This is a genomic window from Bradyrhizobium sp. USDA3010 (assembly GCF_056429065.1).
Genome location: NZ_JBWJZD010000016.1, coordinates 23,126 through 39,917, shown reverse-complemented (window position 1 = coordinate 39,917; position 16,792 = coordinate 23,126). Strand labels below are relative to the sequence as shown.

14 protein-coding genes are annotated in these 16,792 nt (G+C 64.7%); 12 read left to right on the top strand and 2 right to left on the bottom strand.

The features are described from left to right. Positions 1 to 24: 24 nt before the first annotated feature. The 10 genes from AC066Y_RS23415 (at position 25) to AC066Y_RS23370 (ending at position 13,172) form a co-directional block, all read left to right on the top strand. Positions 25 to 1,050 carry an ABC transporter permease gene (locus AC066Y_RS23415; protein WP_342710631.1) on the top strand — a complete coding sequence of 342 codons (1,026 nt, stop codon included), beginning with the start codon at positions 25 to 27 and terminating at the stop codon, positions 1,048 to 1,050. Between the two features lie 75 nt (positions 1,051 to 1,125). Continuing rightward, entirely contained in the window at positions 1,126 to 2,151 is a 1,026-nt protein-coding gene (locus tag AC066Y_RS23410) for a sugar ABC transporter substrate-binding protein (RefSeq protein WP_478275925.1), read from the top strand. 98 nt (positions 2,152 to 2,249) lie between these two features. Then, positions 2,250 to 4,388, top strand: a complete 2,139-nt coding sequence (locus tag AC066Y_RS23405; protein WP_478275924.1) for an ABC transporter permease — start codon at positions 2,250 to 2,252, stop codon at positions 4,386 to 4,388. After that, positions 4,388 to 5,509, top strand: a complete 1,122-nt coding sequence (locus AC066Y_RS23400) for an SMP-30/gluconolactonase/LRE family protein (RefSeq protein ID WP_478275923.1) — start codon at positions 4,388 to 4,390, stop codon at positions 5,507 to 5,509. The genes AC066Y_RS23405 and AC066Y_RS23400 overlap by 1 nt, the downstream gene beginning before the upstream one ends. After that, positions 5,506 to 7,044 carry a sugar ABC transporter ATP-binding protein gene (locus AC066Y_RS23395; RefSeq protein ID WP_478275922.1) on the top strand — a complete coding sequence of 513 codons (1,539 nt, stop codon included), beginning with the start codon at positions 5,506 to 5,508 and terminating at the stop codon, positions 7,042 to 7,044. The genes AC066Y_RS23400 and AC066Y_RS23395 overlap by 4 nt, the downstream gene beginning before the upstream one ends. A gap of 261 nt (positions 7,045 to 7,305) precedes the next feature. Further along, entirely contained in the window at positions 7,306 to 9,621 is a 2,316-nt protein-coding gene (locus AC066Y_RS23390) for a bifunctional salicylyl-CoA 5-hydroxylase/oxidoreductase (RefSeq protein WP_478275921.1), read from the top strand. Beyond that, positions 9,618 to 10,397, top strand: coding sequence for an SDR family NAD(P)-dependent oxidoreductase (locus AC066Y_RS23385; RefSeq protein WP_478275920.1), 780 nt, complete (start codon positions 9,618 to 9,620; stop codon positions 10,395 to 10,397). Before AC066Y_RS23390 ends, AC066Y_RS23385 begins: the two co-directional genes overlap by 4 nt. A gap of 11 nt (positions 10,398 to 10,408) precedes the next feature. Further along, the gene (locus tag AC066Y_RS23380) at positions 10,409 to 11,248 is read left to right on the top strand and encodes an enoyl-CoA hydratase family protein (protein WP_478275919.1); all 840 of its coding nucleotides are present in this window, start codon (positions 10,409 to 10,411) and stop codon (positions 11,246 to 11,248) included. Position 11,249: 1 nt separating this feature from the next. Further along, entirely contained in the window at positions 11,250 to 11,645 is a 396-nt protein-coding gene (locus AC066Y_RS23375; protein WP_176532380.1) for a RidA family protein, read from the top strand. Between the two features lie 285 nt (positions 11,646 to 11,930). After that, complete coding sequence (locus AC066Y_RS23370; RefSeq protein ID WP_478275918.1) at positions 11,931 to 13,172, top strand: flavin-dependent oxidoreductase; 1,242 nt, start codon at positions 11,931 to 11,933, stop codon at positions 13,170 to 13,172. Between the two features lie 198 nt (positions 13,173 to 13,370). On the opposite strand, the gene AC066Y_RS23365 is transcribed toward AC066Y_RS23370, so the two are convergent. Next, positions 13,371 to 13,823: a cupin domain-containing protein gene (locus tag AC066Y_RS23365; protein ID WP_026192554.1), complete on the bottom strand. Its 453-nt coding sequence runs from the start codon at positions 13,821 to 13,823 to the stop codon at positions 13,371 to 13,373. Positions 13,824 to 13,907: 84 nt separating this feature from the next. Next, positions 13,908 to 15,074 (bottom strand): ABC transporter substrate-binding protein, encoded by a 1,167-nt coding sequence (locus AC066Y_RS23360; protein ID WP_478275917.1) that lies wholly within the window; start codon positions 15,072 to 15,074, stop codon positions 13,908 to 13,910. A 294-nt stretch (positions 15,075 to 15,368) separates the two neighbouring features. Between AC066Y_RS23360 and AC066Y_RS23355 the strand changes: the two genes are divergently transcribed. Further along, the gene (locus AC066Y_RS23355; RefSeq protein ID WP_478275916.1) at positions 15,369 to 15,863 is read left to right on the top strand and encodes a MarR family winged helix-turn-helix transcriptional regulator; all 495 of its coding nucleotides are present in this window, start codon (positions 15,369 to 15,371) and stop codon (positions 15,861 to 15,863) included. A gap of 3 nt (positions 15,864 to 15,866) precedes the next feature. Beyond that, positions 15,867 to 16,682, top strand: coding sequence for an alpha/beta hydrolase (locus AC066Y_RS23350; RefSeq protein ID WP_478275915.1), 816 nt, complete (start codon positions 15,867 to 15,869; stop codon positions 16,680 to 16,682). Positions 16,683 to 16,792 lie beyond the last annotated feature (110 nt).

The window sequence follows — 16,792 nt, the reverse complement described above, 5'->3', positions numbered from 1 at the left end:
GCAAAATAATACCTGGAGGAAACGATGAGCGTGCAATCGCCATCGCGCGGCGTTGCTGTCCCTGCGGCATCATCTCGCTCGGGCACAATGTTCGCAAAACCGAGCCAGGAGCAGATCGTGCTCCTGATCACGATCGCGCTTCTGGTCGTGTTCGGTCTGACCCTGAACGGTTTTGCCAGCGTTTCCAATCTGCTGAATCTATTGCGCAGTATTTCCATCCTCGGCGTGCTCGGTCTCGGCATGGGGCTGATCGTGATCAGCCGCGGCATCGACCTCTCCGAGGTCGCGATCATGGCGGGTTCCTGGGCGATCGCCCTCATCTACATGCAGAACGGCATGCCTGTTTTCACGGCAGTGCTGCTGGCGCTGGCCATTGCGGTGCTGATCGGCGTCGTCAACGGCGTCATGGTCGCCTTCGTCGAGGCGCCGGCGCTGTTCGTGACGCTCGCCGCCGGCTTCGTGATCTATGGCCTCGCGTTCTGGATCGCGCCGGCCTGGGTGGTCTACGCGCCGAAGGATGCGCCGGGCCTGATGTATCTCGGCGCCGGGCGGCTGTTCGGCATCCCGGTTCCGATCCTGGTGTTCGCGGTCTGCGCGATCGCGATGCACCTGTTCCTGTCGCGCACCTCGATCGGCCGATTCATCTATTCGCAGGGCGACAATCCGGAGGCCGCGCGGCTGACCGGCATTCCCTTGCGTCCGCTGATCGTGCTGGAGCACGTATTGGTTGCGCTGCTCGCCTGGATTGCAGGCCTGGTCTGGGTCGGCACCACGGGCAGCATGCAGATGGCGATCACGCAAGGGACCATGATCTTCGACGTCGTGCTGGTCGTCGTGATCGGCGGCATCAGCCTGATCGGCGGCCGCGGCAGTGTGTTCAGCGTTGTGGTCGGCTGCGTCCTGATCGGCACGCTGCTCAACGCCTTCACCATCATGGACGTCAACAGCGAGGTGCAGAACATCATCAAGGGCGTGGTGCTGCTGGCCGCGATCGTGCTCGACAACTGGCTGCATCCCCGCGACGAGGAGACCGCGCGGCAAGGAGACTGACACAAGGCGACCGAGCGCGCCGCGCCAATCAAAAGAAATCCAAATCAATCAAAAGAATTTTGTGTGGAGGAGACGATGAAGACGACCAAGTTCTGGACGATCCTGCTGGCCGGGGTGACGCTCGCCGCGATGCCGTTCGCGGCGTCGGCGCAGGAGGAAGGTACCAAGGCCGGGCGCGAGTTGCGCGCCGCCTACGACAAGTCGCTGCAGGGCAAGACCGTCGCCTACCTGCCGATTGCGCTCGGCGTGCCGCTGTCCGATGAGTGGGGCCGCGTGGTTCAGGAAGAGGCCGAGTGGCGCGGCATGAAATACATCGTGCGCGATCCCAACAACAATCCATCCGCCATGCAGCAGGCGCTGACCGCGCTGGTCGACCAGAAGCCCGACGTCCTGATCGTGCAGAATCCGAGCGTGACGCTCTTGATGAAGGACCTGAAGCGCGCCGAAAGCCAGGGCACGCATGTGATCCAGGTCAATATGGCCTCGAACTACAAGTCCGGCGCCTTTGTCGGCGTCGACTGGCGCGAGATCGGCAGGATGCTCGCGAACGAAGCCGTCAAGGCCTGCGGTACCGGCTCCGGCAAATCGGGCAAGGTGCAGATCGTGCAGGGCGAATTGACCGCGGCCGCCAGCGTCGACCAGGTCGGCGCCATCATGGAGGTTCTGAACAAGGATCCCAACATCAAGGTGGTGTCGAACCAGGCGGCGAACTGGGATGCCAACACCGCGCTCAACATCACCGCCACCGTGATCCAGCAGCATCCCGATCTCTGCGCCTCGATTGGCTTCTGGGGCATCATGGAGTCGGGCGCCGCGCAGGCGATCCGCAATGCCGGCAAGATCGACGATGTGAAGGTGTTCGCCTCGGGCGAGGGCTCGCAGCTCGATTGCGACCAGGTCACGTCAGGCAATTTCAGCAAGTTCCTCAGCTACAAGGCGACCGAGCAGGGCCACGACCTGATGTTCGCGGCCGAGACGCTGCTGATGTCCGGCGACAAGCCCGGCTCGAAAAACCTGTCCTATTACACGCGGCCGGTCTGGATCGATAAGTCGAATGCCTCGCTCGGCGGCACCTGCTTCGCGCTACCCAAGAAAAACTAACAAGGCGCGAGACAGCCGGCGCGGGGGGCATTCCCGCGCCGGCTGTATCACGGGTCAGAATCCGGAAACGCTGAAACCGGATCAGGAGTGCTTTGGCGATGTCGATGGCAGTTGATTCCTTTGCCGCATCAGTGCGGCGGTTTTCACCCCGGCTCCTGCTGTCGGAGCTGTTGCTGAAACAGTGGTTCGAGCCGGTCGTTCCCTTCACCGTGATGATCGGGCTGTGGGCGTATTTCGCGCTCACCATTCCCGACTACGCCTCGGTGCAGAACTCGGTGTCGCTGCTGCGGCTGTTCGCCGAATTCGGCTTCGTCGCGCTCGCGATGGGCTTCTGCCTCGTCACCGGCGGCATCGACCTGTCGGTCGGCGCGATCTTCGCGCTGTGCAATTTCGCGGCGCTCTATTTCCTCCTGGTGCGCGAATGGCCGGTCGGCCTCGCGGTGCCGGCGACGCTTCTGGTCGGCGCGCTGCTCGGCAGCATCAACGGCTTTTTGATCGGCTTCCTGAAGACGCGGCCGTTCCTGACCACGCTGGTGACGCTGATCATCCTGCGCGCCTCGGTCAATCTGCTCAACACCAGCTATGCGCAGGTGTTCGCGACCAATTCGGTCGAGAGCGACGCCTGGGATTTCATCGGCGGCGGCAGCGTGCTCGGCATCCCCGTCAATGCGGCGACGCTGTTCGTGGTGCTGCTGGTCTGCCACATCTTCCTGTCGCGCTCGCGCTATGGCTGGCATCTCACCGCGATCGGCGCCAGCCGCAAGGCGGCGCGCCATGCCGGCATCCGCGTCCGTCTGATGCTGTTCATGACCTATGTGCTGTCGGGCACGCTGTGCGCCGCGAGCGGCATCTTCTATGCGGCACGTCAGGCTTCGACGGATTCCACCACCGGCGTCGGGTGGGAGTTCCAGGCGCTGACCGCCGTGGTGCTCGGCGGCGTCTCGCTCGCCGGCGGCAAGGGCACGGTGTGGCGGGCGATGATCGGCGCGCTGATCATCTTCCTCTTGATCAACGGCCTCGTGCGTATGGGCATTCCGGGTTACGTCACCTCGGCGGTAACAGGCATGATCCTGCTCGCTGCGGTCGGCATCGACGTCAAATGGTCGAAGAACCGCGGCAAGGCGATCCAGAAGATCTATGTCAATCCCGCTTATGTGGCGTTGGCGCCAGCGCCGTCGGTGCAGCGCGGCTCCGGTTCGCCATTTTCCCAGAACGACCGGTTGATCAACGCGCAGGCAATCGGCGTCGACCAGGTCGAAGGGCCCGAGGACGTCATTCTCGACCGCCAGGGCCGGGTCTACGGCTCGACCCGCGACGGCAACGTGATTCGCTTCTCGGGACCGAACTTCGAGACCCGTGAGGTGTTCGCCCATATCGGCGGCCGGCCGCTTGGCATGCAGTTTGACCACGACGAGAACTTGATTGTCGCGGTGGCCGGCATGGGTGTCTACGGCATCGCGCCTGATGGCAAGGTGTTCAAGGTCACCGATGAGACCAACCGTACCTGGTACAAGCTGAACGACGACAGCCGCCTGCGCATGGCCGACGATCTCGACATCGCGCCCGACGGCAAGATCTATTTCAGCGACTGCACCACGCGCTACGAGATGACGACCAACACCCTCGATATCCTCGAGGCGCGGCCGAATGGCCGCCTGGTCTGCTATGATCCCAAGACCAAAACAACCCGCACTGTCATCAACCATTTCTATTTTCCGAACGGCGTCTGTGTCTCGCATGACGGCCAATCCGTGCTGATCGCAAGCACCTCGCTGTGCAAGATCTTCCGTTACTGGATCGCGGGGCCGAAGAAGGGCCGCACCGAAGTCCTGATCGACCAGCTGCCGGGCAACCCTGACAACATCAATCGTGCCTCCGACGGCAATTATTGGCTCGCCCTGGTCGGCATCCGTACGCCAACCTTCGATCTCTCCGTGCGCAAGCCCGGCTTCCGGCTGCGCATGGTGAAACAGGTGCCGACCGACGAATGGCTGGCACCGGGGCTGAACCACGGCTGCGTGCTGAAGTTCAACGAGAGGGGCGAAGCGCTGGAGTCCTGGTGGGACCCGACCGGGACCTCGCATTCGGTGCTGACGTCGATGCGCGAGCATGAGGGCTATCTTTATCTCGGCGGGCTCGAGAACAACCGGATCGGCCGCATCAAGCTCGACGGCGTCGACGAGAGCTGGACCGGATACGATGCTTATTGGGGCGCCAAAAGCAGGGTGATCAGCTAATGGGACTGTTCGACCATCTGTTGCGCGATATCAGAAGCGTCGTTGATCGCGATGGCGTCGAGAAATCGATCCCGCCGCTCGACGGTGCGATGAGCCCGAACGACCGGCTCGACACCGCCGTGCCGATCGGCGCGCCGCTGCCCGGCGTCGACGATGTCATTGCCGCCGGCGACGGCGCGATCTATGTCTCCGCCGGCCGCCAGGTGCTGAAGCTCGGCGGCGCGGATTTTGCGACCCGCGCGGTCGTCGCCGAGTTCGAGGATGATGCCGGCGGGCTCGCGCTGCATCCGGACGGCCGCTTGCTCGTCTGCGTTGCGGGCAGGGGACTTGCCGCGATCGATCCCGCCAAACCCGCGCCGCGCTGGCTGGAGGCCGCCGGCGGCAGCGCGCTCATGGGGCTGTTGTCGGTGACGGCGTCGCCCGATGGCCGCATCTACGCGGTCGAAGGCAGCGCCGGCCGCCGCCCCAGCGAGTGGCGGCACGATCTGATGGAGAAGCGCGCCAATGGCCGCCTGATCAGCTGCGGCGCCGGCCTCGACGATCCGCAAATACTGCTCCGCGATCTGCCATATCCCTATGGCGTGATGGTCTCGGCCGATGGCAACAGCCTGTGGCTCACCGAGAGCTGGGCGCATCGCCTCAGCCGGTTCCCACTAACTGGCACTGGCCTCGGTGCGCGCGAGACGATCGCCGCCAACATGCCCGGCTATCCGGCGCGGCTGCATCCGGACGGCCATGGCGGGGTGCTGCTCGGTATCTTCGCCCGCCGCACCCATCTGATCGAGTTCGTGCTCAAGGAAGACGATTTCCGCGAGGAGATGATGGCGACGATGCCGCCCGATTACTGGGTGGCGCCGGCGCTCGCTGGCGGCAGCGATTGCCTGGAGCCGATGCAGATCGGCAGCGTCAAGGCGCTCGGCATCCAGAAGCCATGGGCGCCGCCACGTTCCTATGGCCTGCTCGTGCATCTCGATGCCGAGGGCGAGGCCAGCGACAGCCTGCACAGCCGCGCCGGCGGCCGCTTCCACGGCATCACCGCCGCCTGCACGACGCCCTCCGGCATCGTGATCGCGGCGCGCGGCGCCGGACGGCTGCTGCGCTACACGGGAGAGCTCCGATGAATGACGGTGTGACGCAGGCTGTGACCGCGACCCAGTCCGCAACCCGCGAGCCGGTGCTGCAGATCAGCAACGGCTCCAAGATCTATGGCGGTGTCCACGCCATCGAGGGCGTCAATTTCGATCTCTATCCCGGCGAGGTGCATGCGCTGGTTGGCGAGAACGGCGCCGGCAAGTCGACGCTGTGCAAGGCGATCGCGGGTGCGATCAATCTCACTTCCGGCGACTATCTGCTCGACGGCAAGCCCGCCAACTTCGAGCAGCCGCGCGACGCGCTCGATGCCGGCATCTGCATGGTCTATCAGGAGACCAGCCTGGTGCCGACCATGACCGCGGCGCAGAACATCGAGCTCGGCAACGAGAAGCTCTTGACGCGCTTCCGCACGCTGAACATCCAGGCCCAGCAGCTGCTGCAGTCGCTCAATTTCCACGTCGACCCGGCGACGCCGGTGGCGCTGCTCGGCACCGCCAAGAAGCAGATGGTGGAGATCGCGCGCGCGATCTACAACAAGGCACGCATCATCATATTCGACGAGCCGACCGCATCGCTGACGCCGGAGGAGATCGTTCACTTCTTCCATCTGGTGCGCGATCTGCGCGCCCGCGGCGTCTCGATCATCTACATCTCCCATGCGCTGGAGGAATCGCTCCAGATCGCCGACCGCATCACGGTGCTTCGCGACGGTAAGCTGGTGATCACGGCGCCCGCCAAGCAGCTCACCCGCGATGCGCTGGTGCAGCACATGGTCGGGCGCGAGGTGGCGCAAGCGGTCTATGGCGGCAAAGCGAAGACCCATCAGCGCCGCGAGAAGGTGCTGACGGTCGAGAACGTCACCATGGGCATGGCGGTCAAGAACATGTCGTTCTCGGTGTATGCCGGCGAGGTGGTCGGCATCGCCGGCCTGATCGGCTCCGGTCGCACCGAGATCGCTAAGATCGTCTACGGCGCGTTGAAGCGCAACCTGGTCAATGGCGGCACCATCCGGCTGCGCGGCAAGCCGATCCGCTATCGCGTGCCGCGGCAGGCGATCAATGACGGCATCGCCTACATCACCGAGGACCGCAAGGCCAATGGCTTCTTCGAGACCATGGTGGTCGACGACAACGTCTATATCGGCAGCCTTGCTACAAAGAAGGGCTGGAGCTTCCTGCTGTCGCGCGCAAGGCGCAGCAAGCTCGCCAACTACTGGGTCGAGCGGCTCAAGATCAGCGCGTTGCAGCGCAAGGCCAAGATCATCGAGCTGTCCGGCGGCAACCAGCAGAAGGTGGTGCTGGCCAAGACCCTGGTGCAGGAGCCGTCGATCATCTTCTTCGACGAGCCGACGCGCGGCGTCGACGTCGGCACCATCCCGCACATCCACGGCGAAATCCGCCGGCTCGCCGACGAGGGCAAGGCGGTGGTGGTGATCTCGTCCTATCTGCCGGAGATCCTCGCCGTCTCCGACCGCATCCTGGTCGCCCGCACCGGCCGCATCGTCGCCGAGTTCGATGCGGCCGACGCGACGCAGGACAAGATCCTGTACGCCGCGGTGCATTGAGGGCGCACGGCGCTCCACAAACTCAGTGTCGTCCCTGCGGAAGCAGGGACCCATAGCCACCAATTGCTGTTGGTTTACAGCGCTGGGGCCACAGCCCATTTCAACAACGCGATCCTGTGGTTATGGGTTCCCTGCTTTCGCAGGGACGACAGCCATGGGTCGATCCACGCCGCCCTTGACAATTATTTTAAGTATAAAATATTATCCCTCATCGGCTCCCTGGGGGAAAACGACCCCGGCCGAAGCCAACGGGAGAACGCCATGCGCATCGTTTGCATTGGAGGCGGGCCGGCCGGGCTCTACTTCGGCATCCTGATGAAGATGCTGGATCCCGCGCACCAGATCTCCGTGGTCGAGCGCAACCGGCCCTATGACACGTTCGGCTTCGGCGTGGTGTTCTCCGATGCGACCATGGACAACATGCGCAAATGGGACCCGGTCACCGCCGACACGATCGAGCAGGCCTTCAACCACTGGGACGACATCGAGGTCCTGATCAAGGGCCGCCGGATGCGCACCACCGGGCACGGCTTCGTCGGCATCGGCCGCAAGCGGCTGCTCAACATCCTGCAGGCGCGGGCCGAGGAGCTCGGCGTCGAATTGATCTTCGAGCGCGAGGTCAATTCCGATCTCGAGTTTCCGGGTGCCGATCTGATCGTGGCGTGCGACGGCGTGAACTCGAAGATCCGCGCCAAATATGCCGAGACCTTCCAGCCCGACATGCTGATGCGGCCGAACCGCTATATCTGGCTCGGCACCGTCAGGCCGTTCGATGCCTTCACCTTCGACTTCCGCAAGACCGAGCATGGCTGGTTCCAGTCGCACATCTACAAGTTCGAGGAGGGCGCGGCGACCTTCATCGTCGAGACCACCGAGGAGGCGTATCTCGCCCACGGCCTCGACAGGATGGATCAGGCCGAATCCATCGCGTTCTGCGAGAAGGTGTTCGCGGAAATCCTCGAGGGGCATCATCTGGTCTCCAACGCGCGGCACCTGCGCGGCTCGGCCTGGCTGTCGTTTCCACGGCTGATCTGCGGCAAGTGGACCGCGTTCAACGGCAACAGCCATGTCGTGCTGATGGGCGATGCCGCCCACACCGCGCATTTCGCGATCGGCTCAGGGACCAAGCTCGCGCTGGAAGATGCGATCGAGCTGACCAACCAGTTCAAGACCCACGGCGCGACGAAGGACAGCATTCCCGCCGTGCTGAAGGCTTACGAGGAACTGCGCCGGGTCGACGTGGCACGGATCCAGAATGCGGCGCGCAATGCGATGGAATGGTTCGAGGTGGTCGGCTCGCGCTACGCCGATACGCTGGAGCCGGAGCAGTTCATGTATTCGCTGCTGACCCGCTCGCAGCGCATCAGCCACGAGAATCTGCGGCTGCGCGACAAGACATGGCTCGAGGGCTATGAGCGCTGGTTTGCCGAGCGCAGCGGCGTGCCCGCGACCAACGACCGCGTCACGCCGCCGATGCTGACCCCGTTCCAGATCCGCGGCCTGTCGCTGCACAATCGGATCATCGTCTCGCCGATGGCGATGTATTCGGCGGAAGAGGGCGTGCCGAACGACTTCCACCTGGTGCATTTCGGCTCCCGGGCGCTCGGCGGCGCCGGGCTGCTGTTCACCGAGATGACTTGCGTCTCGCCGGAGGCACGGATCACGCCCGGCTGCTGCGGCCTGTGGAACGACGAACAGGCCGTGGCCTACAAGCGGATCGTCGAGTTCGTGCATCGCAATTCGCAAGCCCGGATCGGCATCCAGCTCGGCCATGCCGGCCGCAAGGGCTCGACGCGCGTTGCCTGGGAAGGCATGGACGAGCCGCTGCCGGACCATAACTGGCCGCTGGTGTCGGCCTCGCCGGTGCCTTATCTGCCCGACGGACAGATCCCGGAGCCGATGAGCCGCGCCGAGATGGACGAGGTGCGCGACCAGTTCGTTGCCGCCGCCAGGCGCGCCGCCGCCGCGGGCTTCGATATTCTGGAGCTGCACTGCGCCCACGGCTATCTGCTGTCGAGCTTCCTCTCGCCGCTGACCAATCGCCGCAGCGACGGCTATGGCGGATCGATCGAGAACCGCGCGCGCTATCCGCTGGAAGTGTTCCGCGCTATCCGCGCGGTGTGGCCGGAGGACAGGCCGATGTCGGTTCGCCTGTCCTGTCACGACTGGGCTGAGGGCGGCAACACGCCCGAGGATGCGCTAGCCTTCGCAAAACTGTTCAAGGAAGCCGGTGCCGACCTGATCGATTGCTCCTCGGGCCAGGTCTGGGCCGACGATCATCCGATCTATGGCCGGCTCTACCAGACGCCGTTCGCCGACAAGATCCGCAACGAAGTCGGTATCGCCACCATCGCGGTCGGGGCGATCTCGGAGGCCGATCACGCCAACTCGATCATCGCCGCCGGCCGCGCCGATCTCTGCGCCATCGCGCGGCCGCATCTCGCCGACCCGGCCTGGACGCTGCACGAGGCCGCGAAAATCGGCGTCAAGCAGGTCGCCTGGCCGAAGCAGTATCTGTCGGGCAAGTCGCAATACGAGGCCAATCTCGAACGCACAGCCGCGGGAGTGAAGGCATGATGAGGTTCTGGCCCAATGCCCATGCGCTGGTCACCGGAGCCGGTTCCGGCATCGGCGCCGCAACGGCGGTCGCACTCGCAACAGCCGGCGTGCGCGTCAGCATCGCTGGTCGCCGGATCGATGTGCTGAAGGCGACGGCTTCGTTGCTCGGTGAGCGCGCTGGCGCTGTTGTTGCGATCGACGTGACCGATGAAACGGCGGTGACCAAGGGTATCACGCAGATCGAGGCGGAGGCCGGCCCGATCGATATTCTCGTCAACAATGCCGGCAAGGCTGCAAGTGCGCCGTTCGACAAGACGAACGCGGCGCTGTGGGCGGACATGCTGGCGAGCAATCTCTCCAGTGTGTTCCTGGTGACGCACGCCGTGCTGCCGCGGATGGCGCAGCGCGGCCGCGGGCGGGTGATCAACGTGGCCTCGACTGCGGGCCTCACCGGCTACGCCTATGTCTCGGCCTATGTCGCCGCCAAGCACGGCGTCGTCGGCCTGACGCGCTCGCTGGCGCTGGAGTACGCCCGGCGCGGCGTCACCGTGAATGCGGTCTGCCCCGGCTACACCGATACGCCGCTGGTGGCGGATGCGGCCGCCAACATCGTCGCCAAGACCGGGCGCAGCGAGCAGGAGGCGCGGGCTTCGCTCGCCAAGGTCAATCCAATGCAGCGGCTGGTCACGCCGGAGGAGGTCGCCGACAGCATCCTCTGGCTTGCCTCCGAGGGCGCATCGTCAATCAATGGACAGGCCGTGGCGGTTGCTGGCGGCGAAGTCTTTACCGGGTGAAGGAACACATCATGTCCGAGATGACAGCAAAGCTCCGTCCGTTCAGGGATTATCCGGCAAAACACTTCCGTTGGTCGACCGACGCGAGCGGCCGTGTCGCAACCATCACGCTGAACCGGCCGGACAAGAAGAACCCGCTGACCTTCGAGTCCTACGAGGAGCTGCGCGATCTCTTCACCAACCTGAAATATGCTTCCGACGTCCGCGCCATCGTGCTGACCGGCGCCGAGGGCAATTTCTGCTCCGGCGGCGACGTGTTCGAGATCATCGAGCCGTTGACGCGGATGGCGATGCCGGACCTGCTCGCCTTCACCCGGATGACCGGTGAGGTGGTGCGGGCGATGCGCAAATGCCCGCAGATCATCGTCGCCGCGATCGACGGCACCTGCGCCGGGGCCGGCGCGATGCTGGCGCTGGCGTCCGACCTGCGGCTGGCGACGCCGCAAGCCAAGACCGCGTTCCTGTTCACCCGCGTCGGCCTTGCCGGCGCCGACATGGGGGCGTGCGGATTGTTGCCGCGCGTGATCGGGCAGGGCCGTGCCGCCGATCTGCTCTACACCGGCCGCGCGATGAGTGCCGACGAAGGCTTTGCGTGGGGCTTCCACAACCGCCTCGTGCCGCCGGCCGAGCTCGCCGCCGCCGCGCAGGAGCTGGCGCGCTCGCTTGCGGATGGACCGTGGTTCGCCCATGGCATCACGAAAACGATGTTCAACCAGGAATGGGCGATGGGCGTCGACGAGATGATCGAGTCCGAAGCGCAGGCGCAGGCGATCTGCATGGTGACGGGCGATTTCCGCCGCGCCTTCGAGGCCTTCGCCGCCAAGCAGAAACCCGCCTTCGAGGGCAATTGAGATGATCGAGATCCTGCAACCGGACGGATGGGCGAAGCCGATCGGCTACGCCAACGGCATGGCCGCGCGCGGCAAACAGCTCTTCATCGCAGGCCAGATCGGCTGGAACGGGCAATGCGTGTTCGAGAGCGACGACCTCGTGGCGCAGATCGGCCAGACCCTGCGCAACATCGTCGCGGTCGCCGCCGCCGGCGGGGCCGGGCCCGAGCACATCGTGTCGATGACCTGGTTCTTGCTCGATCGCAAGGAATATTCCGCGCGGCTGAAGGAGATCGGTGGGGTCTATCGCGACGTGATCGGCCGGCGGTTTCCGGCGATGACCGCGATTCAGGTTGCGGGCCTGATCGAGGACCGCGCCAAGGTGGAAATCCAGGCGATTGCGGTGGTGCCGGATTGACGATGATGCGGGGTTGTCAAACCCGTCATCCTGAGGTGCGAGCCCTTGCGAGCCTCGAAGGATGCACGGCCCGGCTGGTGGCCGTCGACCCTTCGAGACGCCGCTTCGCGGCTCCTCAGGGTGATGGACATAGGCGGGGATGCGATGAGCGAATGTTAATCCTAAGGCGAAACAGCGCGGATTGGCAAAGACCGGCGGCTACAAACCCGCTTGCGGCCGGACAAAGGGCCGTGCGACCTTAGGCGAAAGCGTAAAAGCGTCCTGTTGTGAGTGGAGGTGGGGACGATGAAGGCGATTATCGTCGGAGGCGGGATCGGAGGCCTCACCACTGCGCTGATGCTGCGGTCGCGCGGCATCAGTTGCGAGCTGTACGAGCAGTCGGAGATGATCCGCGAGCTCGGCGTCGGCATCAATACGTTGCCGCATGCGATCCGCGAGCTGGCGGGGCTTGGCCTGCTCGACAAGCTCGACGAGGTCGCGATCCGCACCTATGAGCTGTTCTATCTGACGCGGCACGGCCAGCAGGTCTGGCACGAGAAGCGCGGGCTCGATGCCGGCCACGACGTGCCGCAATTCTCTGTTCATCGCGGCCGCCTGCAGGGCGTGATCCACCAGGCCGTCATCGACCGGCTTGGCGCGGATGCGATCCGCACCGGCTGCCGGCTCGGCTCCTTCACGCAGGACGAGGGCGGCGTCTCGGCCTATTTCTTCGATCGCAGCGGCAGCCATGTGCACACTGCGCGTGGCGACATCCTGATCGGCGCCGACGGCATCCACTCCAAGGTGCGGCAGACTCTGTTTCCCGACGAGGGCGGGCCGTGCTGGAATGGGCTGATGCTGTGGCGCGGCGCGACTGATTGGCCGGCCTTCCTGACCGGACGTTCGATGATCATCGCCGGCGGCTTGAATGCCAAGGCCGTGATCTATCCGATCGCGCCGGGATCGAGCCCGGCAAGCCGCCTCACCAATTGGGCGGTGCTGGTGCGGATCGGCGACGGCTCCTCGCCGCCGCCGCGTCGCGAGGGCTGGTCCAATCTCGGCCGGCGCGAGGAGATGATGCCCTATGTCACGAGCTTCACCATCCCGCAGGTCGACTTCGCCGGCCTGATCAACGCGACGCCGGAGTTCTGGGAGTATCCGTGCTGCGACCGCGATCCGCTGCCCTATTGGTCGAGCGGCCGCGTCACGCTGCTCGGCGACGCCGCGCATCCGATGTATCCGGTCGGCTCGAACGGCGCGTCGCAGGCCATTCTCGATGCGCGCTGCCTCGCCGACATGCTGGCGCGGTCGGAGCATCCGCGCCAGGCGCTGGCCGGCTATGAGCGGCAGCGGCTGCCGATGACCGCCGACATCGTCGCCTCCAACCGCCGTGGCGGGCCGGAGGGCGTGATCGACGCCGTCGAGCAGCTCGCGCCGCAGGGCTTTACCGACGTCGACACCATTCTCAATTACGAAGCCCGCGAGGCGATCGTGCGCGGCTATGCCGCGAAGGCTGGCTTTGCCGCGCGCGTGGTGGCGCGGCAGTAGGAGGCAACGTCCGATCCGTCGATCCGTCACCCCTGCGCAACGGCTTCGCCGTTGTCGCTGGAGGAGGCCGCAGCGCGGCCGTCTCGAAAGGTCGACGGCCACGAGCCGGGCCGTGCATCCTTCGAGACGCGCTACGCGCTCCTCCAGCGACAATGGCGTAGCCATTGCGCGGGGATGACGGAGATAGGTCCGCGCATGCTACGCCGGAGGCGGCGGCAGGAAGTGGATGTTGTGCTCGGCGGCGAGCCGTACCACGTCGTCCGGGTTCTGCTCCTTCATGTTGTGGATCGCCCAGAACAGGTCGTAGAGCCTGCGGGTCGGCGACACCCAGAACAGCGTCTTGGCCGGCTGCTGCGATTTGTTGAAGATGCCGTGCGGCTTGCCCATCGGCAGCCGCACCAGATCGCCTGGAGTTGCTGACTCATCGGCGCCGTCGAGCATGAAGTCGAGCTTGCCTTCGAGGATGTAGAGGTATTCGTCCTGGTCGGGATGGATATGCGGCGGGACGAAGGTGCCCGGCGGGAAGGTGGCGTGCCAGGAGAAGGAATGCTCGGTGCGGCTCTTCGGCACATAGGTCTGGCCGAGGATGCTCCAGGAAATGCCCTGGATGCCCTCATTGGCGCGGGTGATGCCGGCGATCTCGTCTTTCATGTTTGTACTTCCTCCATGTTTCAATCTTGCGCGTTTTCTTCACGCGAACCGGTATCCACCTCGCTTGAAAACGCTTCGTGTGAGCTACTTGGCTGCGCAGTCCTTGGCGTAGCGGTCGCCATAATTCGAAAACACCTTTTCGACGATCTCGGTCTGGAATTTGCCGTCCGGCCGCTTCGCGACCTTGGTGAGGTAGAAATCCTGGATCGGATAGCCGTTGTTGTTGAACTTGAAGTTACCGCGCAGCGAGGTGAAGTCGGCCTTCTTCAGCGCCGCCGCGACCGCGTCCTTGTTGGAGAGGTCGCCCTTCACGGCCTTGACTGCGCTGTCGATCAGCAGTGCTGCGTCATAGGCCTGCATGGCGTAGGTGCCGGGCACACCGTTGTAAGCCGCCTCATAGGCCGCGACGAATTTCTTGCTCTGCGGATTGTCAAGGTTCGGCGCCCAGTTCGCACCGCCGAACATGCCGACGGCGGCGTCCTGCTGCGCAGGCAGGGTGGATTCGTCGACGGTGAAGGCGGAGAGCACCGGCACGGTGGCGCCAGCCTGCTTGTACTGCTTCACGAGGTTCACGCCCATGCCGCCCGGCATGAAGGTGAACAGCGCGTCCGGCTTCAGCGAGGCGATCTTGGAAAGTTCGGGCTGGAAATCCAGCGTGTTCAGCGGTGTGTAGGATTCCTCGACGATCTCGCCCTTGTAGTCGAGCTTGAAGCCGGCGACGGAGTCGCGGCCGGCCTGATAGTTCGGCACCAGCAAATAGACGCGCTTGTAGCCGCGGTCCTGTGCCACCTTGCCGAGGACCTCGTGCACCTGGTCGTTCTGGTACGACGTCACGTAGAAGAACGGGTTGCACTCCTTGCCGGCGTAGCTGGAGGGGCCCGCATTCGGGCTGATCAGGAAAGTCTTGCTCTCGGTGACCGGGCGGTGGATCGCCTGCAGGATGTTGGAGAAGATCGGGCCGACCACGAAATCGACCTTGTCGCGCTCGAGCAGGCCGCGCACCTTGACCACGGCACCGTCGGGCTTGAGCTCATCGTCGGCGTTGACGATCTCGACCTCGCGGCCGGCCATCTTGCCGCCGAGGTCCTTGATCGCGAGCGCAAAGCCGTCGCGAACCTGCTGGCCAAGCGCCGCGGCTGGTCCCGACGTCGTCACCAGCACGCCGATCTTGATCTTCTCCTGGGCAGCCGCCGGCGTCACCGCGATACCCAGCAGCGCCGCCAGTCCCACGAGCTTCGTCAATTGTTTCATGTCTCTCCCCCAAACCACTGCCTTGATGTTTCGGCTTCGGCCTATTTGACCTCAGCTTAGTCTGACGCGCGCGACCGCTGCAAGCGATGTGGCATTGCGTCAGGGCGATCGCCGCGCGCCTTCCAGGTGTTGCACATGCAAGCGCCGCGCCAATTGCTTGAAGTTTAAAGAAATTGCAGGATTGGCCGGGCGTGTCCGACAGGATTCGCAATTGTCCTTGCGGGATGCCGCGAATTGCTTGAAGCTCAAAGCAATCGGCCCGACCGAAACCTGCCGCGGAGGCACGATCGCCGCATGATCCTCGATTCCGAAACCAAAGCCGTCGAACTGCCCGACGATCACGGCACCGAGCTCAGGCTGTGGCTGCGTCTCTTGACCTGCACCACGCTGATCGAAGGCGAGGTGCGCAGCCGGCTGCGTGAGAAGTTCGACGTCACGCTGCCGCGCTTCGACCTGATGGCCCAGCTCGACAAGGTGTCCGATGGCATGACGCTGTCGGACCTGTCGAAGCGGATGATGGTCTCCAACGGCAACGTCACCGGGCTGGTCGAGCGCCTGGTTGAATCAGGCCATCTCGATCGCCGCACCTCGGAGACCGACCGCCGCGTGCAGTTCATCCGGCTGACCAAGCTCGGCCGCTCCGAGTTCCGCAAGATGGCGGCCGAGCATGAGAAATGGATCGCCGATATATTCGGCGACCTGTCGCCGAAGGACATTCGCGAACTGATGCGGCTGCTCGCCAAGGCCAAGGGCTCGGCGCAGCGCTCCGCCAAGGCGAGGACTGCTTGAGCGGTGGGCGAGATCGATTACGAGGTCGAATACAACAACCGCGCGCGCGTGCCGGAAAACCCGGCGCTGATGGCCGGCTGGGCGAGGGACTCGGCGGCCTATCGTGAGCGGCACCCGCCGCGGCGGCTGACCTATGGTCCGGGCAGCCGCAACGTCATCGATCTTTTTGAGGGCGATCGCGACGGGCCGCTCGTGGTCTTCATCCACGGCGGCTATTGGCAGGCGCTCGATGGTTCGTCGTCGAGCCACTGCGCGCGGGGCCTCAATGGTCACGGCATCAGCGTCGCGGTGCCGAGTTACGACCTCTGCCCCAACGTCACGGTTGACGACATCATCGGCGAGATGCGCGCGGCGTCCCGCGAACTGGCGAAGCTCGGCCGGCCGCTGGTCATGTCAGGGCATTCCGCGGGCGGGCATCTTGCCGCATGCATGCTCGCGACCGATTGGCCGGCCTATGATGCGTCGCTGCCGACGAATCTGGTCAGGGCTGCTTACGCGATCTCCGGCCTGTTCGAGCTCGAGCCGCTGGTCGGCACCTCCATCAACAAGGCGCTCGGTCTTGACCGCGATGCAGCACGGGCGGTGAGCCCGCTGCTCTGGAAAGCGCCTGCAGGCGCGACGCTCGATGCGGTGGTTGGTGGCGCCGAGAGCGCCGAATATCACCGGCAAAGCCGGACCATCGCCGATGTCTGGGGTAAAGCGGGCGTGGCGACGCGGTTCGGCACCGTGCCCGATGCCAATCATTTCACCGCGATCGCGCCGCTCGCCGACCCGGGCTCGGCGATGGTCGCGCGGCTGAAGCAGCTCACGCAGATCTGAGGTTTGCGGGACCGCGCCATGTCCGCGCGATATCCACCCTTGCGCCAAATTATTTTAAGTATAAAATGATTGGCGATCGGAACGCTGCCGGGCGTCCTCGATACTGGTCT

What these genes read in the sequence shown, in the direction of transcription:
- AC066Y_RS23355 (WP_478275916.1), top strand. Translation starts at nt 15,369, where the DNA reads ATGATCCTCGATTCCGAAACCAAAGCCGTCGAACTGCCCGACGATCAC.
- AC066Y_RS23405 (WP_478275924.1), top strand. Translation starts at nt 2,250, where the DNA reads ATGTCGATGGCAGTTGATTCCTTTGCCGCATCAGTGCGGCGGTTTTCA.
- AC066Y_RS23415 (WP_342710631.1), top strand. Translation starts at nt 25, where the DNA reads ATGAGCGTGCAATCGCCATCGCGCGGCGTTGCTGTCCCTGCGGCATCA.
- AC066Y_RS23390 (WP_478275921.1), top strand. Translation starts at nt 7,306, where the DNA reads ATGCGCATCGTTTGCATTGGAGGCGGGCCGGCCGGGCTCTACTTCGGC.
- AC066Y_RS23360 (WP_478275917.1), bottom strand. Translation starts at nt 15,074, where the DNA reads ATGAAACAATTGACGAAGCTCGTGGGACTGGCGGCGCTGCTGGGTATC.
- AC066Y_RS23365 (WP_026192554.1), bottom strand. Translation starts at nt 13,823, where the DNA reads ATGAAAGACGAGATCGCCGGCATCACCCGCGCCAATGAGGGCATCCAG.
- AC066Y_RS23385 (WP_478275920.1), top strand. Translation starts at nt 9,618, where the DNA reads ATGATGAGGTTCTGGCCCAATGCCCATGCGCTGGTCACCGGAGCCGGT.
- AC066Y_RS23410 (WP_478275925.1), top strand. Translation starts at nt 1,126, where the DNA reads ATGAAGACGACCAAGTTCTGGACGATCCTGCTGGCCGGGGTGACGCTC.
- AC066Y_RS23395 (WP_478275922.1), top strand. Translation starts at nt 5,506, where the DNA reads ATGAATGACGGTGTGACGCAGGCTGTGACCGCGACCCAGTCCGCAACC.
- AC066Y_RS23375 (WP_176532380.1), top strand. Translation starts at nt 11,250, where the DNA reads ATGATCGAGATCCTGCAACCGGACGGATGGGCGAAGCCGATCGGCTAC.
- AC066Y_RS23380 (WP_478275919.1), top strand. Translation starts at nt 10,409, where the DNA reads ATGTCCGAGATGACAGCAAAGCTCCGTCCGTTCAGGGATTATCCGGCA.
- AC066Y_RS23370 (WP_478275918.1), top strand. Translation starts at nt 11,931, where the DNA reads ATGAAGGCGATTATCGTCGGAGGCGGGATCGGAGGCCTCACCACTGCG.
- AC066Y_RS23400 (WP_478275923.1), top strand. Translation starts at nt 4,388, where the DNA reads ATGGGACTGTTCGACCATCTGTTGCGCGATATCAGAAGCGTCGTTGAT.